This is a genomic window from Glutamicibacter sp. FR1, from assembly GCF_047300825.1.
Lineage (GTDB): Bacteria > Actinomycetota > Actinomycetes > Actinomycetales > Micrococcaceae > Glutamicibacter > Glutamicibacter nicotianae.
The window spans coordinates 2,022,045-2,042,061 of sequence record NZ_CP178602.1 but is presented as its reverse complement, the minus strand read 5'-3'; the positions used below and the strand labels follow the sequence as shown (position 1 = coordinate 2,042,061).

At 63.5% G+C, this 20,017-nt stretch carries 19 protein-coding genes; 11 read left to right on the top strand and 8 right to left on the bottom strand.

Features of this window, described 5'->3' with window-relative positions; all coding sequences use genetic code 11:
* Positions 1–71: 71 nt before the first annotated feature.
* Together rpsA and ACLQ8T_RS09840 are read left to right on the top strand one after the other, a co-directional pair.
* Positions 72–1,547, top strand: coding sequence for a 30S ribosomal protein S1 (gene rpsA, locus ACLQ8T_RS09845; protein WP_038990737.1), 1,476 nt, complete (start codon positions 72–74; stop codon positions 1,545–1,547).
* A 257-nt stretch (positions 1,548–1,804) separates the two neighbouring features.
* A complete protein-coding gene (locus ACLQ8T_RS09840) occupies positions 1,805–3,115 on the top strand; it encodes a hypothetical protein (RefSeq protein ID WP_413454547.1) in 1,311 nt (436 codons plus the stop codon).
* A 28-nt stretch (positions 3,116–3,143) separates the two neighbouring features.
* On the opposite strand, the gene ACLQ8T_RS09835 is transcribed toward ACLQ8T_RS09840, so the two are convergent.
* The 3 genes from ACLQ8T_RS09835 to ACLQ8T_RS09825 form a co-directional block, all read right to left on the bottom strand.
* On the bottom strand, positions 3,144–4,844 hold the full coding sequence (locus ACLQ8T_RS09835; RefSeq protein ID WP_413454546.1) for an HNH endonuclease signature motif containing protein: 1,701 nt from the start codon (positions 4,842–4,844) through the stop codon (positions 3,144–3,146).
* Between the two features lie 61 nt (positions 4,845–4,905).
* A complete protein-coding gene (locus tag ACLQ8T_RS09830) occupies positions 4,906–6,087 on the bottom strand; it encodes a class I SAM-dependent methyltransferase (RefSeq protein ID WP_413454545.1) in 1,182 nt (393 codons plus the stop codon).
* Entirely contained in the window at positions 6,084–6,758 is a 675-nt protein-coding gene (locus tag ACLQ8T_RS09825; RefSeq protein WP_413454544.1) for an IMPACT family protein, read from the bottom strand. Before ACLQ8T_RS09825 ends, ACLQ8T_RS09830 begins: the two co-directional genes overlap by 4 nt.
* A gap of 25 nt (positions 6,759–6,783) precedes the next feature.
* Here ACLQ8T_RS09825 and coaE point away from each other — a divergent pair, with 25 nt between their 5' ends.
* The 5 genes from coaE (at position 6,784) to ACLQ8T_RS09800 (ending at position 11,647) form a co-directional block, all read left to right on the top strand.
* Positions 6,784–7,380 (top strand): dephospho-CoA kinase, encoded by a 597-nt coding sequence (gene coaE, locus ACLQ8T_RS09820; protein ID WP_413454543.1) that lies wholly within the window; start codon positions 6,784–6,786, stop codon positions 7,378–7,380.
* Positions 7,381–7,382: 2 nt separating this feature from the next.
* Entirely contained in the window at positions 7,383–7,631 is a 249-nt protein-coding gene (locus ACLQ8T_RS09815) for a hypothetical protein (protein WP_066138801.1), read from the top strand.
* 72 nt (positions 7,632–7,703) lie between these two features.
* The gene (uvrB, locus tag ACLQ8T_RS09810) at positions 7,704–9,791 is read left to right on the top strand and encodes an excinuclease ABC subunit UvrB (RefSeq protein ID WP_413454542.1); all 2,088 of its coding nucleotides are present in this window, start codon (positions 7,704–7,706) and stop codon (positions 9,789–9,791) included.
* 246 nt (positions 9,792–10,037) lie between these two features.
* Entirely contained in the window at positions 10,038–11,069 is a 1,032-nt protein-coding gene (locus tag ACLQ8T_RS09805) for a TerC/Alx family metal homeostasis membrane protein (protein WP_338085780.1), read from the top strand.
* A 110-nt stretch (positions 11,070–11,179) separates the two neighbouring features.
* Positions 11,180–11,647, top strand: coding sequence for a MarR family winged helix-turn-helix transcriptional regulator (locus ACLQ8T_RS09800; protein ID WP_204722357.1), 468 nt, complete (start codon positions 11,180–11,182; stop codon positions 11,645–11,647).
* Between the two features lie 79 nt (positions 11,648–11,726).
* On the opposite strand, the gene ACLQ8T_RS09795 is transcribed toward ACLQ8T_RS09800, so the two are convergent.
* Positions 11,727–13,013: an alpha/beta fold hydrolase gene (locus ACLQ8T_RS09795; RefSeq protein ID WP_413454541.1), complete on the bottom strand. Its 1,287-nt coding sequence runs from the start codon at positions 13,011–13,013 to the stop codon at positions 11,727–11,729.
* The gene (locus ACLQ8T_RS09790) at positions 13,013–13,501 is read right to left on the bottom strand and encodes an N-acetyltransferase family protein (protein WP_413454540.1); all 489 of its coding nucleotides are present in this window, start codon (positions 13,499–13,501) and stop codon (positions 13,013–13,015) included. The genes ACLQ8T_RS09795 and ACLQ8T_RS09790 overlap by 1 nt, the downstream gene beginning before the upstream one ends.
* Positions 13,502–13,563: 62 nt before the next feature.
* Between ACLQ8T_RS09790 and ACLQ8T_RS09785 the strand changes: the two genes are divergently transcribed.
* The gene (locus ACLQ8T_RS09785; protein ID WP_413454539.1) at positions 13,564–14,316 is read left to right on the top strand and encodes a metal-dependent hydrolase; all 753 of its coding nucleotides are present in this window, start codon (positions 13,564–13,566) and stop codon (positions 14,314–14,316) included.
* A gap of 51 nt (positions 14,317–14,367) precedes the next feature.
* Positions 14,368–15,324 carry a phosphotransferase gene (locus ACLQ8T_RS09780; RefSeq protein ID WP_413454538.1) on the top strand — a complete coding sequence of 319 codons (957 nt, stop codon included), beginning with the start codon at positions 14,368–14,370 and terminating at the stop codon, positions 15,322–15,324.
* Positions 15,325–15,333: 9 nt separating this feature from the next.
* On the opposite strand, the gene ACLQ8T_RS09775 is transcribed toward ACLQ8T_RS09780, so the two are convergent.
* From ACLQ8T_RS09775 to ACLQ8T_RS09765, 3 genes are all read right to left on the bottom strand, one after another.
* Complete coding sequence (locus ACLQ8T_RS09775; protein ID WP_413454537.1) at positions 15,334–15,525, bottom strand: hypothetical protein; 192 nt, start codon at positions 15,523–15,525, stop codon at positions 15,334–15,336.
* A 72-nt stretch (positions 15,526–15,597) separates the two neighbouring features.
* The gene (locus ACLQ8T_RS09770) at positions 15,598–16,053 is read right to left on the bottom strand and encodes an NUDIX domain-containing protein (protein WP_413454536.1); all 456 of its coding nucleotides are present in this window, start codon (positions 16,051–16,053) and stop codon (positions 15,598–15,600) included.
* Between the two features lie 2 nt (positions 16,054–16,055).
* Positions 16,056–18,587 (bottom strand): DEAD/DEAH box helicase, encoded by a 2,532-nt coding sequence (locus ACLQ8T_RS09765; protein ID WP_413454535.1) that lies wholly within the window; start codon positions 18,585–18,587, stop codon positions 16,056–16,058.
* A 77-nt stretch (positions 18,588–18,664) separates the two neighbouring features.
* Here ACLQ8T_RS09765 and ACLQ8T_RS09760 point away from each other — a divergent pair, with 77 nt between their 5' ends.
* Both ACLQ8T_RS09760 and ACLQ8T_RS09755 read left to right on the top strand, forming a co-directional pair.
* Positions 18,665–19,456 (top strand): methyltransferase domain-containing protein, encoded by a 792-nt coding sequence (locus tag ACLQ8T_RS09760; RefSeq protein WP_413454534.1) that lies wholly within the window; start codon positions 18,665–18,667, stop codon positions 19,454–19,456.
* A gap of 72 nt (positions 19,457–19,528) precedes the next feature.
* Positions 19,529–20,008 carry a GNAT family N-acetyltransferase gene (locus ACLQ8T_RS09755; protein ID WP_413454533.1) on the top strand — a complete coding sequence of 160 codons (480 nt, stop codon included), beginning with the start codon at positions 19,529–19,531 and terminating at the stop codon, positions 20,006–20,008.
* Positions 20,009–20,017 lie beyond the last annotated feature (9 nt).

Genomic DNA, 20,017 nt, shown 5'->3' with positions numbered 1-20,017 from the left:
ACCCCCTTCGAAATTCCGGGACTTCCGGGGTTTCGACTGATCAAATCTATCCACATCGGAGTCCCTACTACATGACCATCACCTCGAACGAGAACAACAGCGCACCAGTCGTCGCAATCAACGACATTGGATCTGCTGAGGACTTCTTGGCCGCAGTCGACGCCACCATCAAGTACTTCAACGATGGTGACCTCGTCGAAGGCACCGTCGTCAAGGTTGACCACGACGAAGTTCTGCTCGACATCGGTTACAAGACCGAAGGTGTCATCCCTTCCCGCGAGCTTTCCATCAAGCACGACGTCGACCCAGGTGAAGTTGTCACCGTTGGCGACAGCGTCGAAGCCTTGGTCCTGACCAAGGAAGACAAGGAAGGCCGCCTGATCCTGTCCAAGAAGCGTGCGCAGTACGAGCGCGCTTGGGGCGACATCGAAAAGATCAAGGAAGAGGACGGTGTCGTTACCGGTACCGTCATCGAGGTTGTCAAGGGTGGCCTCATCCTGGACATCGGCCTGCGTGGCTTCCTGCCAGCATCGCTCGTCGAGATGCGCCGTGTGCGCGACCTGGCTCCATACATCGGCCAGGAAATCGAAGCCAAGATCATCGAGCTGGACAAGAACCGCAACAACGTTGTGCTCTCCCGCCGTGCATGGCTCGAGCAGACCCAGTCCGAGGTCCGCTCGACCTTCCTCAACAAGCTGGAAAAGGGCCAGGTTCGTCCGGGCGTTGTTTCCTCCATCGTCAACTTCGGTGCCTTCGTGGACCTGGGCGGCGTAGACGGCCTGGTACACGTTTCCGAGCTGTCCTGGAAGCACATCGACCACCCATCCGAGGTTGTCGAGGTTGGCCAGGAAGTCACCGTCGAGGTTCTGGAAGTCGATCTGGACCGCGAACGCGTTTCCCTGTCGCTGAAGGCTACCCAGGAAGATCCATGGCAGACCTTCGCCCGCACCCACGCACTGGGTCAGGTTGTACCGGGCAAGGTTACCAAGCTGGTTCCATTCGGTGCGTTCGTACGCGTCGAAGACGGCATCGAAGGCCTGGTTCACATCTCCGAGCTGGCAGTTCGCCACGTTGAACTGGCCGAGCAGGTTGTCTCCGTGGGTGACGAGCTGTTCGTCAAGGTCATCGACATCGACCTGGAGCGCCGCCGCATCTCGCTGTCGCTCAAGCAGGCTAACGAAGGTGTTGACCCAGAGGGCACCGAGTTCGACCCAGCACTCTACGGCATGGCTGCAGAGTACGACGAGGCCGGCAACTACAAGTACCCAGAGGGCTTCGACCCAGAGTCGAACGAATGGCTCGAGGGCTTCGACGCTCAGCGCGCTGCATGGGAAGCACAGTACGCTGCTGCCCAGGAGCGTTGGGAAGCACACAAGAAGCAGGTTGCTGCCGCAATCGCCGCCGATGCAGAAGCAGAGCCTGCTGCTGCCGGTGGTTCCGAGCCAGCTCCAGCTTCGTACTCCTCGGAGGCACCAGCCACCGATGCAGGCACCTTGGCTTCGGACGAAGCACTGGCTGCACTGCGCGAGAAGCTGACCGGCAACTAATTCCGGCTTCTGCCACGTGCGAAAATCGTGATTAGCTTTAGCTGATCTACGAAGGTCCAACCCTGCAAGGGTTGGACCTTCGTTCGTTAACCCGTGAATATGTCCGGTTTATCGCTGCGGCCAGTCTTCTTCGTAATTATTTATGCTGACGGTGGCCGGCCAGAAATAGCTCCCGAGGAGCACTGAAATTAATACCTGCTGACGCTAGACTAAAAGTGTACCGATCAAGTAGATTCGCAAACGACAGGTATAAGCACATGGCAACGGCAAGGAATTCGCAGGCAGGCTACGCGGCAGGTACCGTTGCCGGGCGTCAGATCCCGATGTGCCAGGTCAGCCACGAAGAATGGGCGTCCGTTCCACGCACCATTCCCAATTTCTGGGTGGCGGCAGCCACCTGGCTTCCACTGGTTGCTTTAGTGATCCTCGTCCGTCAAGATCTTCTGCATTCGCCGTACCTCGACCAGAGTTTCTGGCATATCGCGTCCTTTTCGATGATCGCTACCGTCCTCGCCATGATCTTCGGCGGCGGCCGGCAAGCACCGTGGATGGGATTGGGTGTAGCAGCAGGAGTTTATTTGCTGCTGGCCCCTGCCGGGGATCTGCAACGGATGCTGATGCTGTCGATGGCCTATTTCCTTCTGCTCTCCCTGACCGTAGGCATCCTCGATGCCCGGCTCAGACGCCAGCTGAAATCCTGGAAACGTGAAGCAACAGGCGGCATCGAACTGGCCGCGGGTCAGGAACGCGATTTCGGAATCACCAAGCAAATGTCGCCCACGGTCTGGAAACTGGCGTTGGGCGCCCTGGCTTATCCGATTCTCCGGCTGGGCTGGGAACTGATCAGCACAGAAGTGCATTCGTTGCATGATTTGGATGAAGGATACCGGCTTGACGTGTTGGCCGCGGTGATTCTGTTGGGCATCAGCTTGCTGATCAGCGTATTGCGCTGGATGCACCTGCAAGCAATGGGCCTTTTCGCACTCGAAGTGCCAGCGGATCACCGGATCGGCCCAACCTCTTTACGCGCCTGCGGAAACGCGATCCTCATCGACACGGATGAAACCGCGAACTGCCTGTGCCGGAACGACGACAAGAACGGATCCAAGAAGGAATTCGAAGATCCGCGATTCATTTTCTGTTCCGAGGTTTGCCCCGAGCACGGGGTGCATGCGGTCAATCAGCTCTCCCACGAGGAGTTCCTGGGCATTGCGGCCCAGCCCTGGGTCTACGGGGAGAACCTGAATGGGAAACTGCTTGAAGGAACCGGCCAGCGTTTGGTCATCGCGGGATTAAGCGGATGGGGCTCGCGCCCGATTGCCGTGCGGGCATCCTGGCTCTATGGGGGAGGGAAACAGGCGAGCGCCTACTACTCTCCGGAATCCGCACGCGAACCGCTGAACCGCAGCAAACGACGCCTGGCGGTTAAGACGCCGAATGGCGACTCAGTTCTTGGCGATGACTTCGACAATAACAAGCGGGCCGAGATCGACCGGATCGACCTGCATCCCATAGGTATCAACGCCCATGCAGTGCGCGTGCACGGTGGGCGCCCATTCTTGATCTAACCTGGTATGGATGCCGTAGGACCGCGAGCTAGGCGGCCGCTGCCATGTGGTAGTTGTTGCGTACCGGTTGCTGGGCAGGATCGATGAAGCTGGGCAGGATGACCTTGGGCACCCCGCCATCGGGAATGACCTTGATCAGTCCGGCATGCACGTCATGATGATGCGTGTCGCAGAGCATCGCGCTCCAATAGACCGCGGTGACACCGCCCTCGGACCAGAACCAGATGTGGTGGATGTTGCAGCGCTCGGGGTCCATGGTGCACCCGGGCACAATGCAGCCGCGATCGCGCACGGCGATACCCAGCCGCATGTATCCCGGATGCTTGCGTTGGCTGCGGCCGATATCCAGCAGTTCGCCCTTGCCGCCGAGCACCATCGGGATGATGCGTGCCCTGGCGAGGGTCTGGCGCAGGTCGGTAGCGTTGAGCTTGAATCCATGCTGGGTGATGCCGTGGGTTCGTGCCCGGCCCTCCAGCTCATCCAAGGTCAGCATTACCACGATTTTCGGCGTGATGGCGGGGACCTTGATGGAGCCGTCAGCAAGATCTTCGGTGCCCTGTCCGGATTTTCCGTTCTGCACTGCGTGGAGCAGCTCCTGCAAGCGCTTCGAATTGATCTCCAGCAAATTCATCAGGCCGTTGAGACGGCGTGCCGCGGGAGAAAGTGGCCCAGGGCCAGGTTCTTCGCTGGCCGCGGCTTCTTCATCGGTGACGAAGTCCGGATGGGCTCCACTGCCTTGCTGGTAGAAAGTGCCGTCGCCAGTGTCTTGCCCTGGATCGTCTTGCAGCGGATCGGTGAAAGCTTCGCGCGCGGCCTGGCCCGGTGCAGAGCGTGGATTGTCGATTTGCGAGATGCCCGACTCGAAGAGTTCCGCACGGGTGGGGCGCAGGGCGAGATCGTAATGGACCAGCCCGTCGCGTTCACCTCGCCGGAACACCCCTTCCAGCGCTTCGGGCCGCTTCTTGCCGAGTCGTTCCTTCTGGGCCTTGAGGACGTTGCCGACCAAGCGGCGGCGGGTGCCCGGATCAGGCTCATCCAAGTGCTCATCGACGACGGATTCTAGCAACTCGCCGTCTTCGCTGAGCGCCGAGGCAGTGGCCGGTGCGGCGAATTCGTCCAGCGTGGGTTCCAGCGCGGCCAGGCGCCGGGCCGCGCTGAGCACTTCGGCTGGCGGCTGGTGCGGGTCATTGAAGCGCTCGGCCAGCAGCGGGAACTGTGCAGGGTGCCTATGGTGCTGGTAGTCGTATTGCGCGTAGATGTGGTGGGCGGCATGGACGCGGCGTTTCGCCTCGAAAGGCTCGGTACGCAGCCAGGAGGCCAACAGCGTCGCGGGCCCGGGGGAGCCGGGCCGTGCCCCGGTGCGCGTTGCGGGAATGCTGAAATCGCTCCGGTTCTCGCGGGCCGCGGCCAGCTCTTCCGGGATGAGGGTGTGGGCGGCGGTGTCCTCGATGAGGTGGGCCGCGTAGATCTGCAGGCGCTGTCCCTGGTGGGTTGTTGCCTCGGCGGCGGTGACCAAGGCTAGGGCATAGCGCGGGTCGTGCAGGTAGTGCGGCACGGAGCCGGCGGACGGAACATCGGAGGGCTGGGTGGACGAAGTGTCCGGGAGCAGAGTCTGCTGCAGGCGGGGGAGGAACGCGGCCAAGGCCAGTGCGTCGTCCACGTTGAGGGCCGGCGTGGCCTCGATTGCTTGTGCCAGCCCGGCGAGGGCTTGGCTGATTGTTCCGCTCATGGACCCAGCATGCGGCTGGTCGCGCGCGGCGTGCCGGGGCGGGACGCGGGCTGTGGAAAAGCTAGTGCGCGCGGGTGGATGCGGTGACGGTGAAGGTCTTGTCGCGGGCCAGCTGCCTGGTGGGGCCGACCCGGCGCACCAGTTCGCTGCGGTAGCGCAGGTGGGAGTTGAACACGCACAGCAGGGTGCCGCCGGGGGCGAGCACGCGGGCGGCATCGTCGATCAGCTTGAACGCGATGTCGGCGGTGACGGTGTTGCCGATGTGGAAGGGCGGATTCAGCGTGATGAGTGTGGCGCTGGCGTCGGGCAGGCGGCTCAGGGCATCATCCTGCACGGCGGTGATGCGGCCGGCCAGCTGGTTGCGCTGCGCGGCGGCCAGCGTGGAGGCGACGGCGGAAGCCGAATGGTCCGAGGCGTCCACGCGCAGCTGCGGATTGCGCAGTGCGGCGAAGATGCCGATCGAGCCGTTGCCGCAGGCCAAATCGACGAGCCTGCTGTGTTCGGACAGGTCCGGCAGGTTTTCCAACAGCAGCCGGGTACCCGGGTCCAGCCGCGCGTTCCCGAAGGTCCCGGCACCGGCATGCAGAGTGAAGCTGGTGCCGCGTACCTGGTGGGTGGCGGTGGCCGGAAAGCTGCTGGAGGGCTGCTCGGCGCGCGGGCTGCTGGCGGTGAGCACCCGGGACTTCTGCCTGGCCAGCGAGACGTCGACGCGCTCGAAATGCGCCGCGAGCACCTCGTTCATGGAACGGCTCATGTGCTTGATCCGGCCGCCGGCGAACAGCCGTGCACCGGGGGCGGCCACGGCGGCCACCGCGGCGGCCTGTTCGCCAAGCACGTCCAATCCGCGGGGCAGGGCCAGCAGGACGACGCTGGCCTGCGCGGCGATCTGCTGAAGCGGGAAGAAGTCGAGGCGTTCGGCCGCTTCGGGCATCAGCCGGGCCAGGTTGGCCTCGATGGCGCGGCGGGCGGTGAGCGAATCGGTGTGCACGCGCACGCTCGTGCTGCCCAGCGCCAGTGAGCCCAGTGCCAGCGCGCCGTAGTGGTCGCCGATCACCGCGATGGATGCCGGCCAGGAGCCGGTTCCGGACGCGGCGGCGCAGGTGTCAAGGATGAGCCGGTCCGAGGCGTCGGCTGCGAAGAGGTTCGGCGCTTCGACATCGGGCCAGCGGCGCAGCGCGGGAAGCAGGGCCTGCAGCGCGCTGGCGCCCTCGTCGGCGTCGTGGGAATCAGCGGCGGTGTTCAAATCAGGTCAACCCATTGCGTGTTGGCGGCGGCCAGTTCCCCGGCGCCGGAGGTGAGCGTGGCGATATGGGTGCGCAGCTGGTCGGCGGCTTCCGGGGTGTCCGGGATTCCGACCTGCACGATCGCGGCATCGGCCTGCCAGATGGTCGGCTCGATTTGGTAGCCGGCGGCGCGCAGATCGTTCTCGTAGCGGGCCGCGTCGGCGTGGGTGGCGGCGAAGGTGTGGATCCGCATGCGCTGGCGCAGGTGCAGCTGCGCCTGGTCCAGTGCGGAGGACACCGCCTCGGAGTAGGCGCGGACCAGCCCGCCGGCGCCGAGCTTGATCCCGCCGAAGTAGCGGACCACCACGGCCAGCACATCCGAAAGCGCGCTGCCGTCGGGGATTTCGCGCTTGGCCAGGGCATCGAGCATCGGGAGCCCGGCGGTGCCCGAGGGCTCGCCGTCGTCGTTGGAGCGCTGGGCCATGCGATCGGGGCCCAGGATGAACGCGCTGCAGTGGTGGCGGGCATTGAAGTGGATCTTGCGCAGGGCGGCAATATGCTCGCGGGCGGCCGCCTCGGTCTCGACCCGGTAGAGGTAGGTGATGAAGCGCGAACGCTTGATTTCCAGCTCGTGCACGCAATCGCTGGTCAAAGTCGTGTACCGGGTCGCGGCCGAGTCGTTGGTGTTCATCCCCCTTAGTTTATAGGGTGGGAACATGATGCATGTGGGACTGACCGGGGGAGTGGCCTCCGGAAAATCGGCGGTCGCGGCCAAACTGGCCTCACTGGGAGCCGTCGTCATCGACGCCGACGCGTTGGCACGGCAGGTCGTGGAACCCGGCACGTCCGGGCTGGCTGCGATCAAGGACACCTTCGGCGAGGGGATTTTGCTGCCCGACGGGTCGCTGGACCGGCCCGCACTGGGTGCGATCGTGTTCTCCGATGCGGCGCAGCGGGCCAAGCTCAACGAGATCGTGCACCCGCTGGTGCGCGAGCAGGCAGCGGCCCTGCGCGAGGTCGCGGCACCCGGTGCGCTGGTGGTGGAGGACATCCCGCTACTGGTCGAGTCCGGGCAGGCGGACCTCTTCGACGCCGTGATCGTCGTCCAAGCTCCGCATGATGAACGCATCCGCCGCATGGTCCAGGATCGCGGCTGGAGCCGCGAGGACGCCGAAGCGCGGATGGCCGCTCAGGCCACGGACGAGCAGCGGGCGGCCGTGGCCGACTACCTGCTGGATAATTCCGGCAGCCTGGAAGAACTCGAAGCCCAAGTCGCCTCCCTCTACCGCCAATTGGCCCCAGCACAGGAGTAGCAATGTACAAGATCTGCAAGTGGACCACCCTGCTCGCCTTTGCCGCCGCACTGGTGCTGTGGCTGGGATTCGGCGGCCGCGAAGAATTCGTCGCCAGCGAATCCGGGCCGTATTCGCCGGTGGTCTACATTTCCGGCTGGCTGGGCCTGATCGGCCTGGCCGCCGCGACCGTCATGACCGTCGGCTTCTTCGGCAGCAGCATCCAGCGCACCGTCAAGCGCAATGCGATCCGTTACGGGATGCGCAAGTAGCACCCGGGCATTAAGCTGAAAGCTGGCTCGGGCGAGCGGCCATCGGCCGGTGCAAGTGGATATGCTGGAAGCATGAGTCTTGCACAGCCGATCAAGCGCGTGGTCGCCCCCTTCGAAGTCATCAGCGAGTACGAGCCTGCCGGCGATCAGCCGCAGGCCATCAAGGAGCTGACCGAGCGGATCAACGCCGGCGAGAAGGACATCGTGCTGCTCGGCGCCACCGGCACCGGCAAGTCCGCGACCACCGCCTGGCTGGTCGAGCAGGTGCAGCGCCCCACCCTGGTGCTGGTGCAGAACAAGACCCTGGCCGCCCAGTTGGCCAACGAATTCCGCGAGCTGCTGCCGAACAATGCGGTGGAGTACTTCGTCTCCTACTACGACTACTACCAGCCCGAGGCCTACGTCCCGCAAACCGATACCTTCATCGAGAAGGACTCCTCGATCAACGAGGAGGTCGAACGGCTGCGCCACTCGGCCACCAACTCGCTGCTCACCCGCCGCGACACGATCGTCGTCGCCACCGTCTCCTGCATCTATGGCCTGGGCACCCCCGAGGAATACGTGGCCGGAATGGTCACCGTGCGCCAGGGCGAGGAACTGGACCGCGACGCGATGCTGCGCCAGTTCGTCGCCATGCAGTACACCCGCAACGACATGGACTTCCACCGCGGCACCTTCCGGGTGCGCGGCGACACCGTGGAGATCATCCCGATGTACGAGGAGCAGGCGGTGCGCATCGAGTTCTTCGGCGACGAGGTTGAGGCCATCTACACGCTGCACCCGGTCACCGGCGAGGTGATCCGCGAGGAAACCGAGATGTACATCTTCCCGGCCAGCCACTATGTGGCCGGCGCCGAGCGGATGGGCAAGGCCATCAAGTCCATCGAGGACGAGCTGGCGGTGCGGCTGAAGGAGCTGGAGTCGCAGAACAAGCTGGTCGAGGCCCAGCGGCTGCGCATGCGCACCACCTATGACCTGGAAATGATGGAGCAGATGGGATTCTGCAACGGCATCGAGAACTACTCGCGGCATATTGACGGCCGAGAGGCAGGTTCCGCACCGCACTGCCTGCTGGACTACTTCCCGGATGACTTCCTGATGGTCATCGACGAGTCGCATGTGACCGTGCCGCAGATCGGCGCCATGTACGAGGGCGACATGTCGCGCAAGCGCACCCTGGTGGAGCACGGCTTCCGCCTGCCCTCGGCGATGGACAACCGGCCGCTGAAGTGGGACGAGTTCCTTGAGCGCATCGGGCAGACGGTGTACCTCTCGGCCACCCCGGGCAAGTACGAGCTGGGCAAGTCCGACGGCTTCGTCGAGCAGATCATCCGCCCGACCGGCCTGGTCGACCCGGAGATCATCGTCAAGCCGACCAAGGGGCAGATCGACGACCTGCTCGACGAGATCCGCACCCGCGTGGACCGCGACGAGCGCGTGCTGGTCACCACGCTGACCAAGCGCATGGCCGAGGATCTGACCGACTACCTGACCGAGCACCAGGTGCGGGTGCAGTACCTGCACTCGGATGTGGACACCATCCGCCGCGTGGAGCTGCTGCGCGAGCTGCGCATGGGCTCCTTCGACGTGTTGGTCGGCATCAACCTGCTGCGCGAGGGCCTGGACTTGCCCGAGGTCTCGCTCGTGGCGATCCTGGATGCGGACAAGCAGGGCTTTCTGCGCTCGGCGACATCGCTGATCCAGACCATCGGCCGTGCCGCCCGCAACGTCTCCGGCCAGGTGATCATGTATGCGGACAAGATCACCGAGGCGATGGACCAGGCGATCGAGGAGACCAATCGCCGAAGGGCCATCCAGGAAGCGCACAACAAGGAGCACGGGATCGATCCGATGCCGCTGCGCAAGAAGATCGCCGACATCACCGACCAGCTGGCGCGCGAGGATGCCGACACCCAGGAGCTGCTGAACAACAACCGCTTGGCGAAGAATGCCAAGCGCAGCAAGGCCTCCCCGGCGGTGCGCAAGGACGGCCTGGCCGCGGCTCCGGCCGAGGACCTGCTGGGCCAGATCGAGGAAATGACCGAGCAGATGCATGCGGCGGCCGCCGAATTGCAGTTCGAGCTCGCTGCCCGCATTCGCGACGAAGTGTCCGAGCTGAAGAAGGAATTGCGCCAGATGCAGGCCGCCGGCCACGCGTAAGAAGTGTGCTGTTCGGCGCAGTATGGCCACTTCCACTGACCCTGTGCGGTTCCTGTGCGCTACACTTGATCACTGGACGTAGGGGAGTATCCCAATGCTGTGAACGTCAACACGCGGACCAGTGGTGTTCCGCCGGGCGCAGCAGCCGACCAGCACCACGGGTGCCACGAGATTTCGGGCACCGTGCAGGCGGCGGAGAGACTTGCGGCGATTTTGACATACCCTCCAACGAAAGGTCGCTCGTCCGTGGGCACTTCTGGAATTAGCCTTCAATTCGAGATCATCGCACTGGTAGTCCTGTGCGTGGTCTTGGCCGCTGACTTACTGTACGTAACGAAGCGTCCGCACATTCCTTCCATGAAGGAAGCTGGCATCTTCGTCAGCTTCTACATCGCATTGGCCATCGCCTTCGGCGGCTTGATCTGGTGGCAGGCCGGCCCGCAGCTCGGCCAGGAATTCTACGCCGGCTGGATCACCGAATACGCGTTGTCGGTGGATAACCTGTTCGTCTTCATCATCATCATGGCCCGCTTCTCGGTACCGCGTAAGTACCAGCAGGAAGTGCTGATGTTCGGCATCATCATCGCGCTGATCCTGCGCGCGATCTTCATCGTGCTCGGTGCCGCAATCATCGAGCAGTGGTCCTGGGTCTTCTACATCTTCGGCGCCTTCCTGCTGTGGACCGCATGGAACCAGCTCAAGGACGAAGACGAGGACGAGGAAAGCGGCCTGGTCAGCAAGCTGACCAGCAAGCTGCCGATCTCCAAGGATTTCGATGGCGCCAAGCTGCGCACCGTGGTCGACGGCAAGAAGCTGTTCACCCCAATGGTGCTGGTCTTCGTCACCATCGGCATGACCGACCTGCTGTTCGCCTTCGACTCGATTCCGGCGATCTTCGGCCTGACCAAGTCCGCGTTCATCGTCTTCACCGCGAACATCTTCGCGCTGATGGGCCTGCGCCAGCTGTACTTCCTGCTCGGCGGGCTGATGAACCGCCTGGTCTTCCTGAAGCACGCACTGAGCTTCATCCTGGCCTTCATTGGCGTGAAGCTGGTCTTCCACGCCCTGCACGAGAACCAGGTGCCGTTCATCAACGGCGGCGAACCGCTTCACTATGCGTGGCTGGACATCTCCGTAGGCCTCTCGCTGCTGGTGATCCTCGGCGCGATCGTCATCGCCACCGTGCTCTCGCTGTGGAGCCCGTGGGGCAAGCGTGCCGCTGCTAACGCCGAAGCCGCCGCGATGGCAGACGCCGCGGAGTACGCGAAGCAAGACTAACGCCGGGTAGCGCAATTAACAGCCCGCCGGGACCAGTTGATTCCAACTGGTCCCGGCGGGTTTTTCGTACCCGGATAGTGTCACTATGCAGTTCTGCTAAGGTGATTCCCATGAGCGATCCATCAACAGAAGCCAGCGATATTGCCACCGGCGTGGCACTCGCCTCGGGCACCATGTCGCGGCTGCTTGGACGCGCGGCAGGGCAGGGCCGATCGGTCACCGCGTGGCGGGTGCTTTCCACCTTGGACCGCTTGGGTCCGCAGCGCGTGGGAGACCTTGCTGTTGAGCAGCGTGTTGCGCAGCCGACCATGACCGGCCTGGTCATCCGCATGGAGAATGACGGGTTGGTGCAGCGCCAGCCGGACCCGAAGGACGGCCGAGCCAGCTTGGTCAGCCTGACTGGCGAGGGCAAGGAAGCGATCGAAGCCTACCGGCAGCGCGCGATTGCTTCGCTGGCAGGCGGCATCGATTCCTTCAGCGCCGGGGAACGGCAGGTTATGGCGCAGGCGGTGCCGCTGCTGCAACGGCTCAATGACCAGGTCGCCGCGCAGCTGGACACCCACGCACAGCAGGCTTAATCGGCAACGCGCTTGAATCCTCGGCGGGATTCAAGCGCGTTGCCTGTTTGCCATCTCAGCTGACGGATCGGCTCCCTTTCTAGTCGTCGTTGGACGCGGCCTGGGGTTCCTCTCCATTGGCCATGGCCAGCAGGCGGCGGAAGATCGCCGGGCCGTCATCGCCGATGCCGTCATGGTGGTAGTCCTCGGTCACCCACACCTGCAATCCTGCCACCTGCGAGGCTGTGCGCAGCGAAAGCTCGCGGTCCACATAGACATCGTCGTGGTAAACCGCCGCGGCCACCGGCACCTTGTTCTTCGCCAGCACGTCCAGGTCGTACAACGGGCCGAAGCCCTCGTGCTCGGCCAGGATGCGGGCCACATCCTCCAAGGGGCGCAAGGCCGGATCCTCGGAGAAATGCCAGCCGTAGATCATCTCGCCGGTCAGCAACGGGGTCGCCGCGTGGTATGTGAAATCCGGGAACTCCGGCAAGACCTGTTCCGCGGCGAAGTTGGTCGCCTCGCCTTGCGCGTAGATGGTTTCGTGCATCAGCGCATAGAGCGGGTTCGATGCGAACGAGGACTGCGCGTTCAGCGCTTCGAGGAAGGCGTCCGAGAGGCGTTCGCCGCCCGGGGTATCACTGAAGGCCTCCTCGAAGATGTGATGCAGCAGGTGCACCCGGGTGTTGCCGCCCAGGTACATGCCCAGCATCTGCACCAGCGGGACGGTGACGCGCTGGCCGTTGGGCAGGCGCTCATCGTCCTTGGCGCGCACATGCTCGTAGATCCTGTGCAGCGTCTCATAGTCCTCGGGATACCAGGAGAAGTACTCGCGGTTGCGTTCGGCCATGCGCTGGTAGGTGGCACGGTAGACGGTCTTCGCATCGGCATCCAGCGAGGCCAGCCCGCCGGTGACCAGACAGCGGGTGAGCGACTGCGGGAAGAGCGAGAGATAGGTCAGGGTGCAGAACCCGCCGTAGCTTTGGCCCAGGGTGCTCCATTGCTCGATGCCCAGGTGCTCGCGCAGCGCCTCGGCATCGCGCACGATCGAATCGGCCCGGAAATGCGTGAGGTAGCGTGCCTGGGCCGCCGAGTCCCCGCGCAACGGAAGGGTCTTGCGGTTGGCCGGGGTGGACAGCCCGGTGCCGCGCTGGTCCAGCAGCAGTACGCGGAAGTGCTTGGTGGCCTCGGCCAGCCACCCGGAGAGGGAACCGGGGCGCGGGGACTTGCCGCCTGGCCCGCCCTGCAGGAACAGCAACCAGGGCTTAGATGCGTCGGTGCTGATCTCGCGGGCGAAGATCGAGATCTTCTCGCCCTGCGGGTCTGCATGGTCCAGCGGGACCTCGATGCGATGGTCGGTGACGTCCATACCGCGGTAATGTCGCATTAGTTTGCTCCTCGGGTGCCAAGTGCGTGCAGTGCTTCGCCGTCCAGGCGGCGTGTGGTCCAGCCGTTCATGGAACCAGCGCCGATCGCGTCGTAGAACTTGATCGCCGGTTCATTCCAATCCAGCACCGACCATTCCAGGCGCTTGTAGCCGCGCTGGACGCAGATCTGCGCCAGGGTGCGCAGCAACGCGGTTCCGGTGCCCGAACCGCGTCGCGCTTCGCGCACGTAGAGGTCTTCGAGGTGGATGCCGTGCCGGCCTTCCCAGGTGGAGTAGGTCAGGAACCACAGGGCCATGCCCTTCAGCTCGCCGGATTCATCCTCGGCCACGTGGGCGAAAACCTGGGGATTGGGGCCGAAGAGATGCTCTTGCAGATCAGCTACGGTGTTGTGCACCGCATCTGGTTCCTTCTCGTAGTCGGCCAATTCCTGGATCATCTCCAAGATCTGCGGGCAGTCGCCCACAACAGCTTCACGCACAATACTCATGTGTTCCAGCTTACCTCCGTCGCACCGCTAAAACGTCGGTGACCAGACCTAAGGTTGAATGCATGATGGGTGGACACCACGCGGTGAGCGGCGCAGCCGCATGGTTGGCAATAACGACTCCGGTCACCGTGGGATCGGTGAACCTGGGGCTGGGCACCTTCCAAATGGACCGCTGGGAAACCCTGGCCGGAGCGATCGTGTGCGCAGGTGCCGCCCTGCTGCCCGATGCCGATCACCATTCGGCCACGATCGCCCGTTCACTGCCGCCAATTTCCAGCATCTTCACCCGGATCATCGGTTCGGCTTCCGGCGGGCACCGCAATGGCACCCATTCGCTGATCGGCATCGCCTTCTTCATCTTCCTGGCCTGGCTGGCCAACGGCTGGGATGTGCAAACCGCGGCCCTGGGGACGGTTTATCCGGCGGCGGCGCTGTTCGCGATCCTGCTGATCTCCTTCGCGGTGAAGACCATGAAGTTCATGCCGCCGCTCTTGTGCTGGATTATCGCCCTGGCCGCCGGCACCTTCGTGGGGATGAATGCGCCCGAGCAGAACCTCTGGTTCCTCATGGCCGTTTCGGTCGGTGTGATCGTGCACGTGCTGGGCGACATGCTGACCATCGGAGGCTGCAATCTGCTGTGGCCGATCAAGATCGGCTCCCCGCGCTGGTTCCGCCGGATGCCGGTCATCGGCGGCTGCTGGAAGTCCAACGGCCGGGTGGCGCTGCCGATTCTGGGCGAAACCGGCTCCACCACCGAATGGCTGCTGGCCACGGGACTGACCACCTATGTGGGCATCGCGTTAATCGTCGCCTAGCTGCCCGCAGGCACGCCAGAACATTTTTGGGAGATGGCCTAAGGCCATGGCATGATCCAAACCATGGTGATCCACTACACCCAGCGCATCAGCTGGCCAGATCTTCCTGCCGAACTGCGCGAACTGATTGAATCGCACCTGGGATCGCAAGTCATCACGGCGCATAGCCAATACGGCGGGTTCTCTGCGGGCAGCGCCGACCGGCTGCTTACCGCCGCAGGGCAGAAGGTGTTCGCCAAAGCTGTCAGCCACGGGCTGAATGGCCCGGGCGCTGCCCTGCATGCGCGAGAGGCGGAGATCGCAGCGATGCTCCCGGCATCGATGCCGGTTCCGAAATTCCTGGGACGGATTCGCTGGGATGACTGGGAGGCGTTGATTTTCGACCAAGCGCCAGGGGTTAACCCGCAGCTTCCCTGGGGTGCCGACGAGCTTATCCGGGTGCTGGACACGCTCGCGCAGCTGGCGGATCAGCCGCCAGCTGGAATCACCAGCTTGCTTCCTGCCCTCGAAGTAGATCTGCGCGAGGACGCCAGCGGTTTTGCTCGGATCATGGCTGACGAATGGATTCCTGCAGACCCTTGGTTGGCGCAAAACCTGGAAGCACTCCATAAACTGGCCATCGAAGGAATTGGGGCACTGGCCGGAGACCAGCTGGTGCACACCGATCTGCGCTCGGACAACATCTTGCTGGGCGAAGATGGGGGCGTGCTTCTGGTCGACTGGCCGTGGGCTTCGCGTGGTGCCGCGTGGTATGACGCGTTGACGGTGCTGGTTGAGGCCAGGATTTTCGATCCGGCACTGGATGCGGACGCCATTGCATCGTCCCACCGGATTTTCGCCTCCACGAGCTCCGATGCTTTGACTGGAGCGCTGGCTGGTTTGGCTGCCTATTATGTTGATGCCGCGCGCAGGCCAGAAGTTCCGGGGCTGCCCACCCTGCGCGGCTATCACGCCAAGCAGGCAACGGCCTGCATAGCCTGGCTCAAAGCCCGATTGGGGTTATGCTAAGACCTGTTGCTAGCCGGGCCCGGGCAGCTCGGCGTTTTCCCCGCGGTAGATCAGGGCAAGGCCGAGGAATATCAGGCCGAGTTGGAGAACGGTCGCGACCCATGCGCCGGAAGCAAAGAGTTCCGACCAACCGCTGAGCAGCCCTATCAGGACCAGCAGCAATATGCCTGCTCCAAGCAGACGCAGCTTGAATCCATTCATGGCCACACCCTACGACAATGCCCGCAACATTGCTACCGGTTTCCGGCAGGATGTTGCGGGCATTGTGTGCGACTAGTCCAGACGTTGGGGCTGGGGCGTTTCCGTGCCGAATCCCATGGAAAGGATCGGCGGCAGGTCGGAATCCAGCCTGGAAAGTACCAGATCTTCCTGTTCAACGAGGTTATCCGGAAGGGCATCCAGCGGAAACCAACGCAGCTGCGCGGCTCGCTCCGGCTCCATAAGTCGCGGTACACCATCCCACTGGCTGGTGCGGAAGAAGAAATCCACGTAGCTGCCAGCTTGCTGGTTACGATGCACCGTGCACAACGGCTGAAGCTGTGCCGGATCGATATGGATTCCCAGCTCTTCGCCGGCTTCACGCACGGCGGCGGCCTGGGCAGCTTCGCCGGGCTCAACGTGCCCGGCGGCCGCAGTGCTCCAGTACCCGTCCATGTAGCCGGTTCCTTGGCGCAGCTGCAGCAAAACCTCATCGCGGTGTTGCAAGATGACGTAGCTGATCGCCTTCATGCCTAGTCCAGACGGCCCACGGAGGTCACGGTAACCACCGGTTCGCCTACCTCGTCCGAGTCATCCAGCGAGATGGTCGCGGAAATACCCCAGTCGTGGTGCTCGGAAGGATCAGCGAAGATCTGGCGTACTTCCCAGATGCGGTTAGGCAGTTCCTTGATGATGAACAGCTGCGAGCTGCGCCCGGCGGGGCCATCATCGATGTCATCGTGCTCATCGAAGTAGTCATCCATCGCATCGGCCCAGACATCCGCGTCGAATCCGTTGTGCTCATCGAGTTCGCCCAGCGCCTTGTCTTGCTCGTCAGCGAAGAGCTTCACGCGGCGGAACATCTCGTTGCGGACCATCACGCGGAAGGCCCGCACATTGCTGGTCAGCTTTTCCGGTGCCGGAGGCGGTGCGGTTTCGGTTTCCTCGTTCAGCTCGCCGCGCGAAAGCTCTTCCCACTCATCGAGCAGCGAGGAGTCGATCTGGCGGATCATTTCGCCCAGCCACTCGATCAGGTCTTCCAGATCCTCGCGCAATGCGTCCTGCGGGACGGTCTGGCGCAGCGCCTTGTAGGCGTCGGTGAGGTAGCGCAGCAGCACGCCCTCGGAGCGGGCCAGCTGGTAGTACTGGACGAAATCGGAGAAGCCCATGGCGCGTTCGTACATGTCGCGGACGATCGACTTGGGCGCCAGCTCGAAATCGGCCAGCCATGGCGCGCCGGAGCGGTACTGCTCGAATGCGCTCTCCAGCTTCTCGGCCAGCGGCATCGGGTAGGTGACCTCATCCAGCGCGTTCATGCGGTCGTTGTAGTCCATTCCTTCGGCCTTCATCGCGGCAATGGCCTCGCCGCGGGCCTTCTTCTCCTGGCCGGAGAGCACCTGGCGCGGCTTTTCCAAGGTCGCCTCGATCACCGAAACGACATCCAGCGCGTAGCTGGCGGAATCCGGGTCCAGCAGGTCCAGGGCGGCCAGCGCGAAGGGGGAGAGCGGCTGGTTCAGCGCGAAGTTCTGCTGCAGGTGCACGGTCAGCTCATACCAGTTGCCGTATTCGTCGGGCTGCTCCCGGCGCACCACCACCTCGGTGGCGATCAGCTCGCGCAGGATGCCGATGGCGCGCTTCTTGAGCTTGCGCTGCGCGGCCGGGGTCTCGTGGTTTTCGCTGAGCAGGCGCACAGCGGCCTCGAACGCGTTGTCTTCGCGTTCGAGCAGGTTCAGCAGCATCGAGTGCGAGACCTGGAAGGAGGACTTCAGCGTTTCGGGGGCGGCCTCGACGATCTTCTCGAAAGTCTTCTCGCCCCAGGTCACGAAGTTCTGCGGCGGCTTCTTCTTCGGGATCTGCTTGAGCTTGGACGAGCCCTCGCCATGCTTCTTCAGGGCCTTTTCCATGGCCTTGTGGTTCTCGATCGCATGCTCCGGGGCCTGCACCAGCACGGTGCCTGCAGTATCGAACCCGGCGCGTCCGGCGCGGCCGGCAATCTGGTGGAATTCGCGGGCATTGACGATGCGGGTGCGGGTGCCGTCGAATTTGGACAGGGCGGTGATCACCACGGTGCGGATCGGCACGTTGATGCCCACGCCCAGGGTGTCGGTGCCACAGATGACCTTGAGGAGGCCTGCCTGGGCCAGTTGTTCGACCAGACGGCGGTACTTGGGCAGCATGCCGGCGTGGTGGATGCCAATGCCGTGGCGCACCAGCCGGTTCAGCGTCTTGCCGAATCCTGCGGCGAAGCGGAAGCCGCCGATCATTTCGGAGATCTTTTCCTTCTCCTCGCGCGTGGCCACATTCACGCTCATCAGCCCGGTGGCACGGTCGATGGCATCGAGCTGGGAGAAGTGCACGATGTAGATCGGGACTTGCTTGGTCTTGATCAGTTCCTCCACGGCTTCCTGCACCGGGTCCATGGAGTAGTAGAAGTGCAATGGGATCGGACGCTCGGTGTGCGCGACGGTGACCGTGGTCTTGCCGGTGCGTTCTTCGAGTTCCTTCTCGAAACGGGTGACGTCGCCCAGGGTTGCGCTCATCAGCAGGAACTGCGCCTGCGGCAGCTCGATCAGCGGAACCTGCCAGGCCCAGCCACGCTGCGGATCGGCGTAGAAGTGGAATTCGTCCATGATCACGCAGCCCACGTCGGCCTTGGAACCTTCGCGCAGGGCGATGTTCGCCAGGATCTCGGCGGTGCAGCAGATGATCGGGGCGTCGGCGTTCACCGATGAATCACCGGTGACCATGCCGACGTTCTCCGCGCCGAAGATCTTGCACAAGTCGAAGAACTTCTCGGAGACCAGGGCCTTGATCGGCGCAGTGTAGAAGCTGATCTGGTCTCGGGCCATGGCATAGAAGTGCGCAGCGATGGCAACCATGGACTTCCCCGACCCGGTGGGGGTGGCCAGGATGACGTTGTTGCCGCCGGCCAGCGCCATCGACGCTTCGTCCTGTGCGGGGTAGAGGCTGATGCCGCGCGTCGCCACCCACTGGCCGAAAGCCTCGTAGATTTCGTCGTCGGATACGTTCTTGGTGTCTGCTGGCAGATAATCGGTGAGCAACATGATGTTCCTAGCCTATCGGTTGAGAACTATGACTGGGGGCTGGATGTTGCCTGCGCCTCGGGTTTAGGCTCAGGAACATGAAATGGGATCCGACGAAATACACTGAATTCTCCGACTACCGCGGCCGCCCATACAAGGATTTTCTGGGACAACTGGCAGGGGTCGAGGCGTCGAAGATCATCGATCTGGGCTGCGGTCCGGGAAATATGACCCGGCTGCTGGCCCAGCGCTGGCCGCAGGCGAAGGTCACCGGACTGGATTCCTCGCCAGAGATGATCGCGCGGGCTTCGCAGAGCGAGCACGAGGAGAATCTGGGCTTCGCGCTCGCCGACGCCACGCAGTGGATCCCTGATGCCGATACGGACCTGCTGTTCTCCAACGCCATGCTGCAGTGGCTGCCGGGGCATCGCGAGCTGCTGGCCCGGTGGCTGGTCAAGCTGAAGCCCGGCGCGAACGTCGCCATCCAGGTCCCGGGCAATTTCGGTTCACCTTCGCATGCGGTAATGCGCGCAGTCGCCGACAGCCCGAAGTGGTCCGGCAAGCTGGCAGGGGTGCTGCGCCATGACGACGTGGTCGGCGAGCCGGATGAATACCAGCGGATCTTCCTGGACGCGGGGTTCCAGGCCAATGTCTGGGAAACCACCTACCATCAGCTGCTCGCAGGCGAGGACCCGATCCTGAACTGGGTTCGCGGGACGGCGCTGCTGCCCGTTCGCCACACGCTCAGCGACGAAGACTATCGGGAGTTCGAGAACGACTACCGTGCTGAAGTCTCCGTCCACTACCCTTCATTCACCTCGCAGGACGGAACCATCTTGACGAATTTCCCGTTCCGCCGGATCTTCATGGTTGGCCACAAGCTCGGCTGACACCGCTCATCCGGGACGTTGCGGGGCTGCAGGCTCTGGCGTCCTCGGAGCCAAACGGAGCATAGTTTCTGCATGCACGCGTACGATGCCTTTCTTGCGGGACCGGAGCACAGCCTGAACCTGGCCCGCTTGCAAGCGGACTTCAATCTGGAATTCGATTCGTCATGCCCACCGGTTGCGGTGGTTGCACGGCGCTTGGAAGCCATGCTGGCAGGAGACCAGTGTTTCGCCATCGTCGCGGGGAATGGACGCGGCTTGGTCGGGCATGCGCTGGTCACGCTGCGACCCACAATCTATTTCGACGGGCCGCTGGCCGTGCTCGACGAACTCTACGTCCAACCCGCATTGCGTGGCCGGGGCATCGGCTCGGCCTTCGTCAACTGCCTGCTGCAGGAACTGGCGCTGCGCGGAAGCCTGGAACTGCATATCAACGTGGACGAGGACGACACCGCAACTCGGCGCTTCTACGAACGCCACGGGTTCGCCAACAACTTTCTGGGAAGCGACTGGCGGATGCTGTTGTCCTACCAGCCGCTGCCGCCGACTAAATAGCCGGTGGCA

Coding starts and splice junctions, on each gene's coding strand:
- ACLQ8T_RS09770 (WP_413454536.1), bottom strand. CDS start 16,053: ATGAAGGCGATCAGCTACGTCATCTTGCAACACCGCGATGAGGTTTTG.
- ACLQ8T_RS09765 (WP_413454535.1), bottom strand. CDS start 18,587: ATGTTGCTCACCGATTATCTGCCAGCAGACACCAAGAACGTATCCGAC.
- ACLQ8T_RS09795 (WP_413454541.1), bottom strand. CDS start 13,013: ATGCGACATTACCGCGGTATGGACGTCACCGACCATCGCATCGAGGTC.
- ACLQ8T_RS09800 (WP_204722357.1), top strand. CDS start 11,180: ATGAGCGATCCATCAACAGAAGCCAGCGATATTGCCACCGGCGTGGCA.
- uvrB (WP_413454542.1), top strand. CDS start 7,704: ATGAGTCTTGCACAGCCGATCAAGCGCGTGGTCGCCCCCTTCGAAGTC.
- ACLQ8T_RS09775 (WP_413454537.1), bottom strand. CDS start 15,525: ATGAATGGATTCAAGCTGCGTCTGCTTGGAGCAGGCATATTGCTGCTG.
- ACLQ8T_RS09835 (WP_413454546.1), bottom strand. CDS start 4,844: ATGAGCGGAACAATCAGCCAAGCCCTCGCCGGGCTGGCACAAGCAATC.
- ACLQ8T_RS09815 (WP_066138801.1), top strand. CDS start 7,383: ATGTACAAGATCTGCAAGTGGACCACCCTGCTCGCCTTTGCCGCCGCA.
- rpsA (WP_038990737.1), top strand. CDS start 72: ATGACCATCACCTCGAACGAGAACAACAGCGCACCAGTCGTCGCAATC.
- ACLQ8T_RS09790 (WP_413454540.1), bottom strand. CDS start 13,501: ATGAGTATTGTGCGTGAAGCTGTTGTGGGCGACTGCCCGCAGATCTTG.
- ACLQ8T_RS09840 (WP_413454547.1), top strand. CDS start 1,805: ATGGCAACGGCAAGGAATTCGCAGGCAGGCTACGCGGCAGGTACCGTT.
- ACLQ8T_RS09780 (WP_413454538.1), top strand. CDS start 14,368: ATGATCCAAACCATGGTGATCCACTACACCCAGCGCATCAGCTGGCCA.
- ACLQ8T_RS09825 (WP_413454544.1), bottom strand. CDS start 6,758: ATGAACACCAACGACTCGGCCGCGACCCGGTACACGACTTTGACCAGC.
- coaE (WP_413454543.1), top strand. CDS start 6,784: ATGATGCATGTGGGACTGACCGGGGGAGTGGCCTCCGGAAAATCGGCG.
- ACLQ8T_RS09755 (WP_413454533.1), top strand. CDS start 19,529: ATGCACGCGTACGATGCCTTTCTTGCGGGACCGGAGCACAGCCTGAAC.
- ACLQ8T_RS09785 (WP_413454539.1), top strand. CDS start 13,564: ATGATGGGTGGACACCACGCGGTGAGCGGCGCAGCCGCATGGTTGGCA.
- ACLQ8T_RS09760 (WP_413454534.1), top strand. CDS start 18,665: ATGAAATGGGATCCGACGAAATACACTGAATTCTCCGACTACCGCGGC.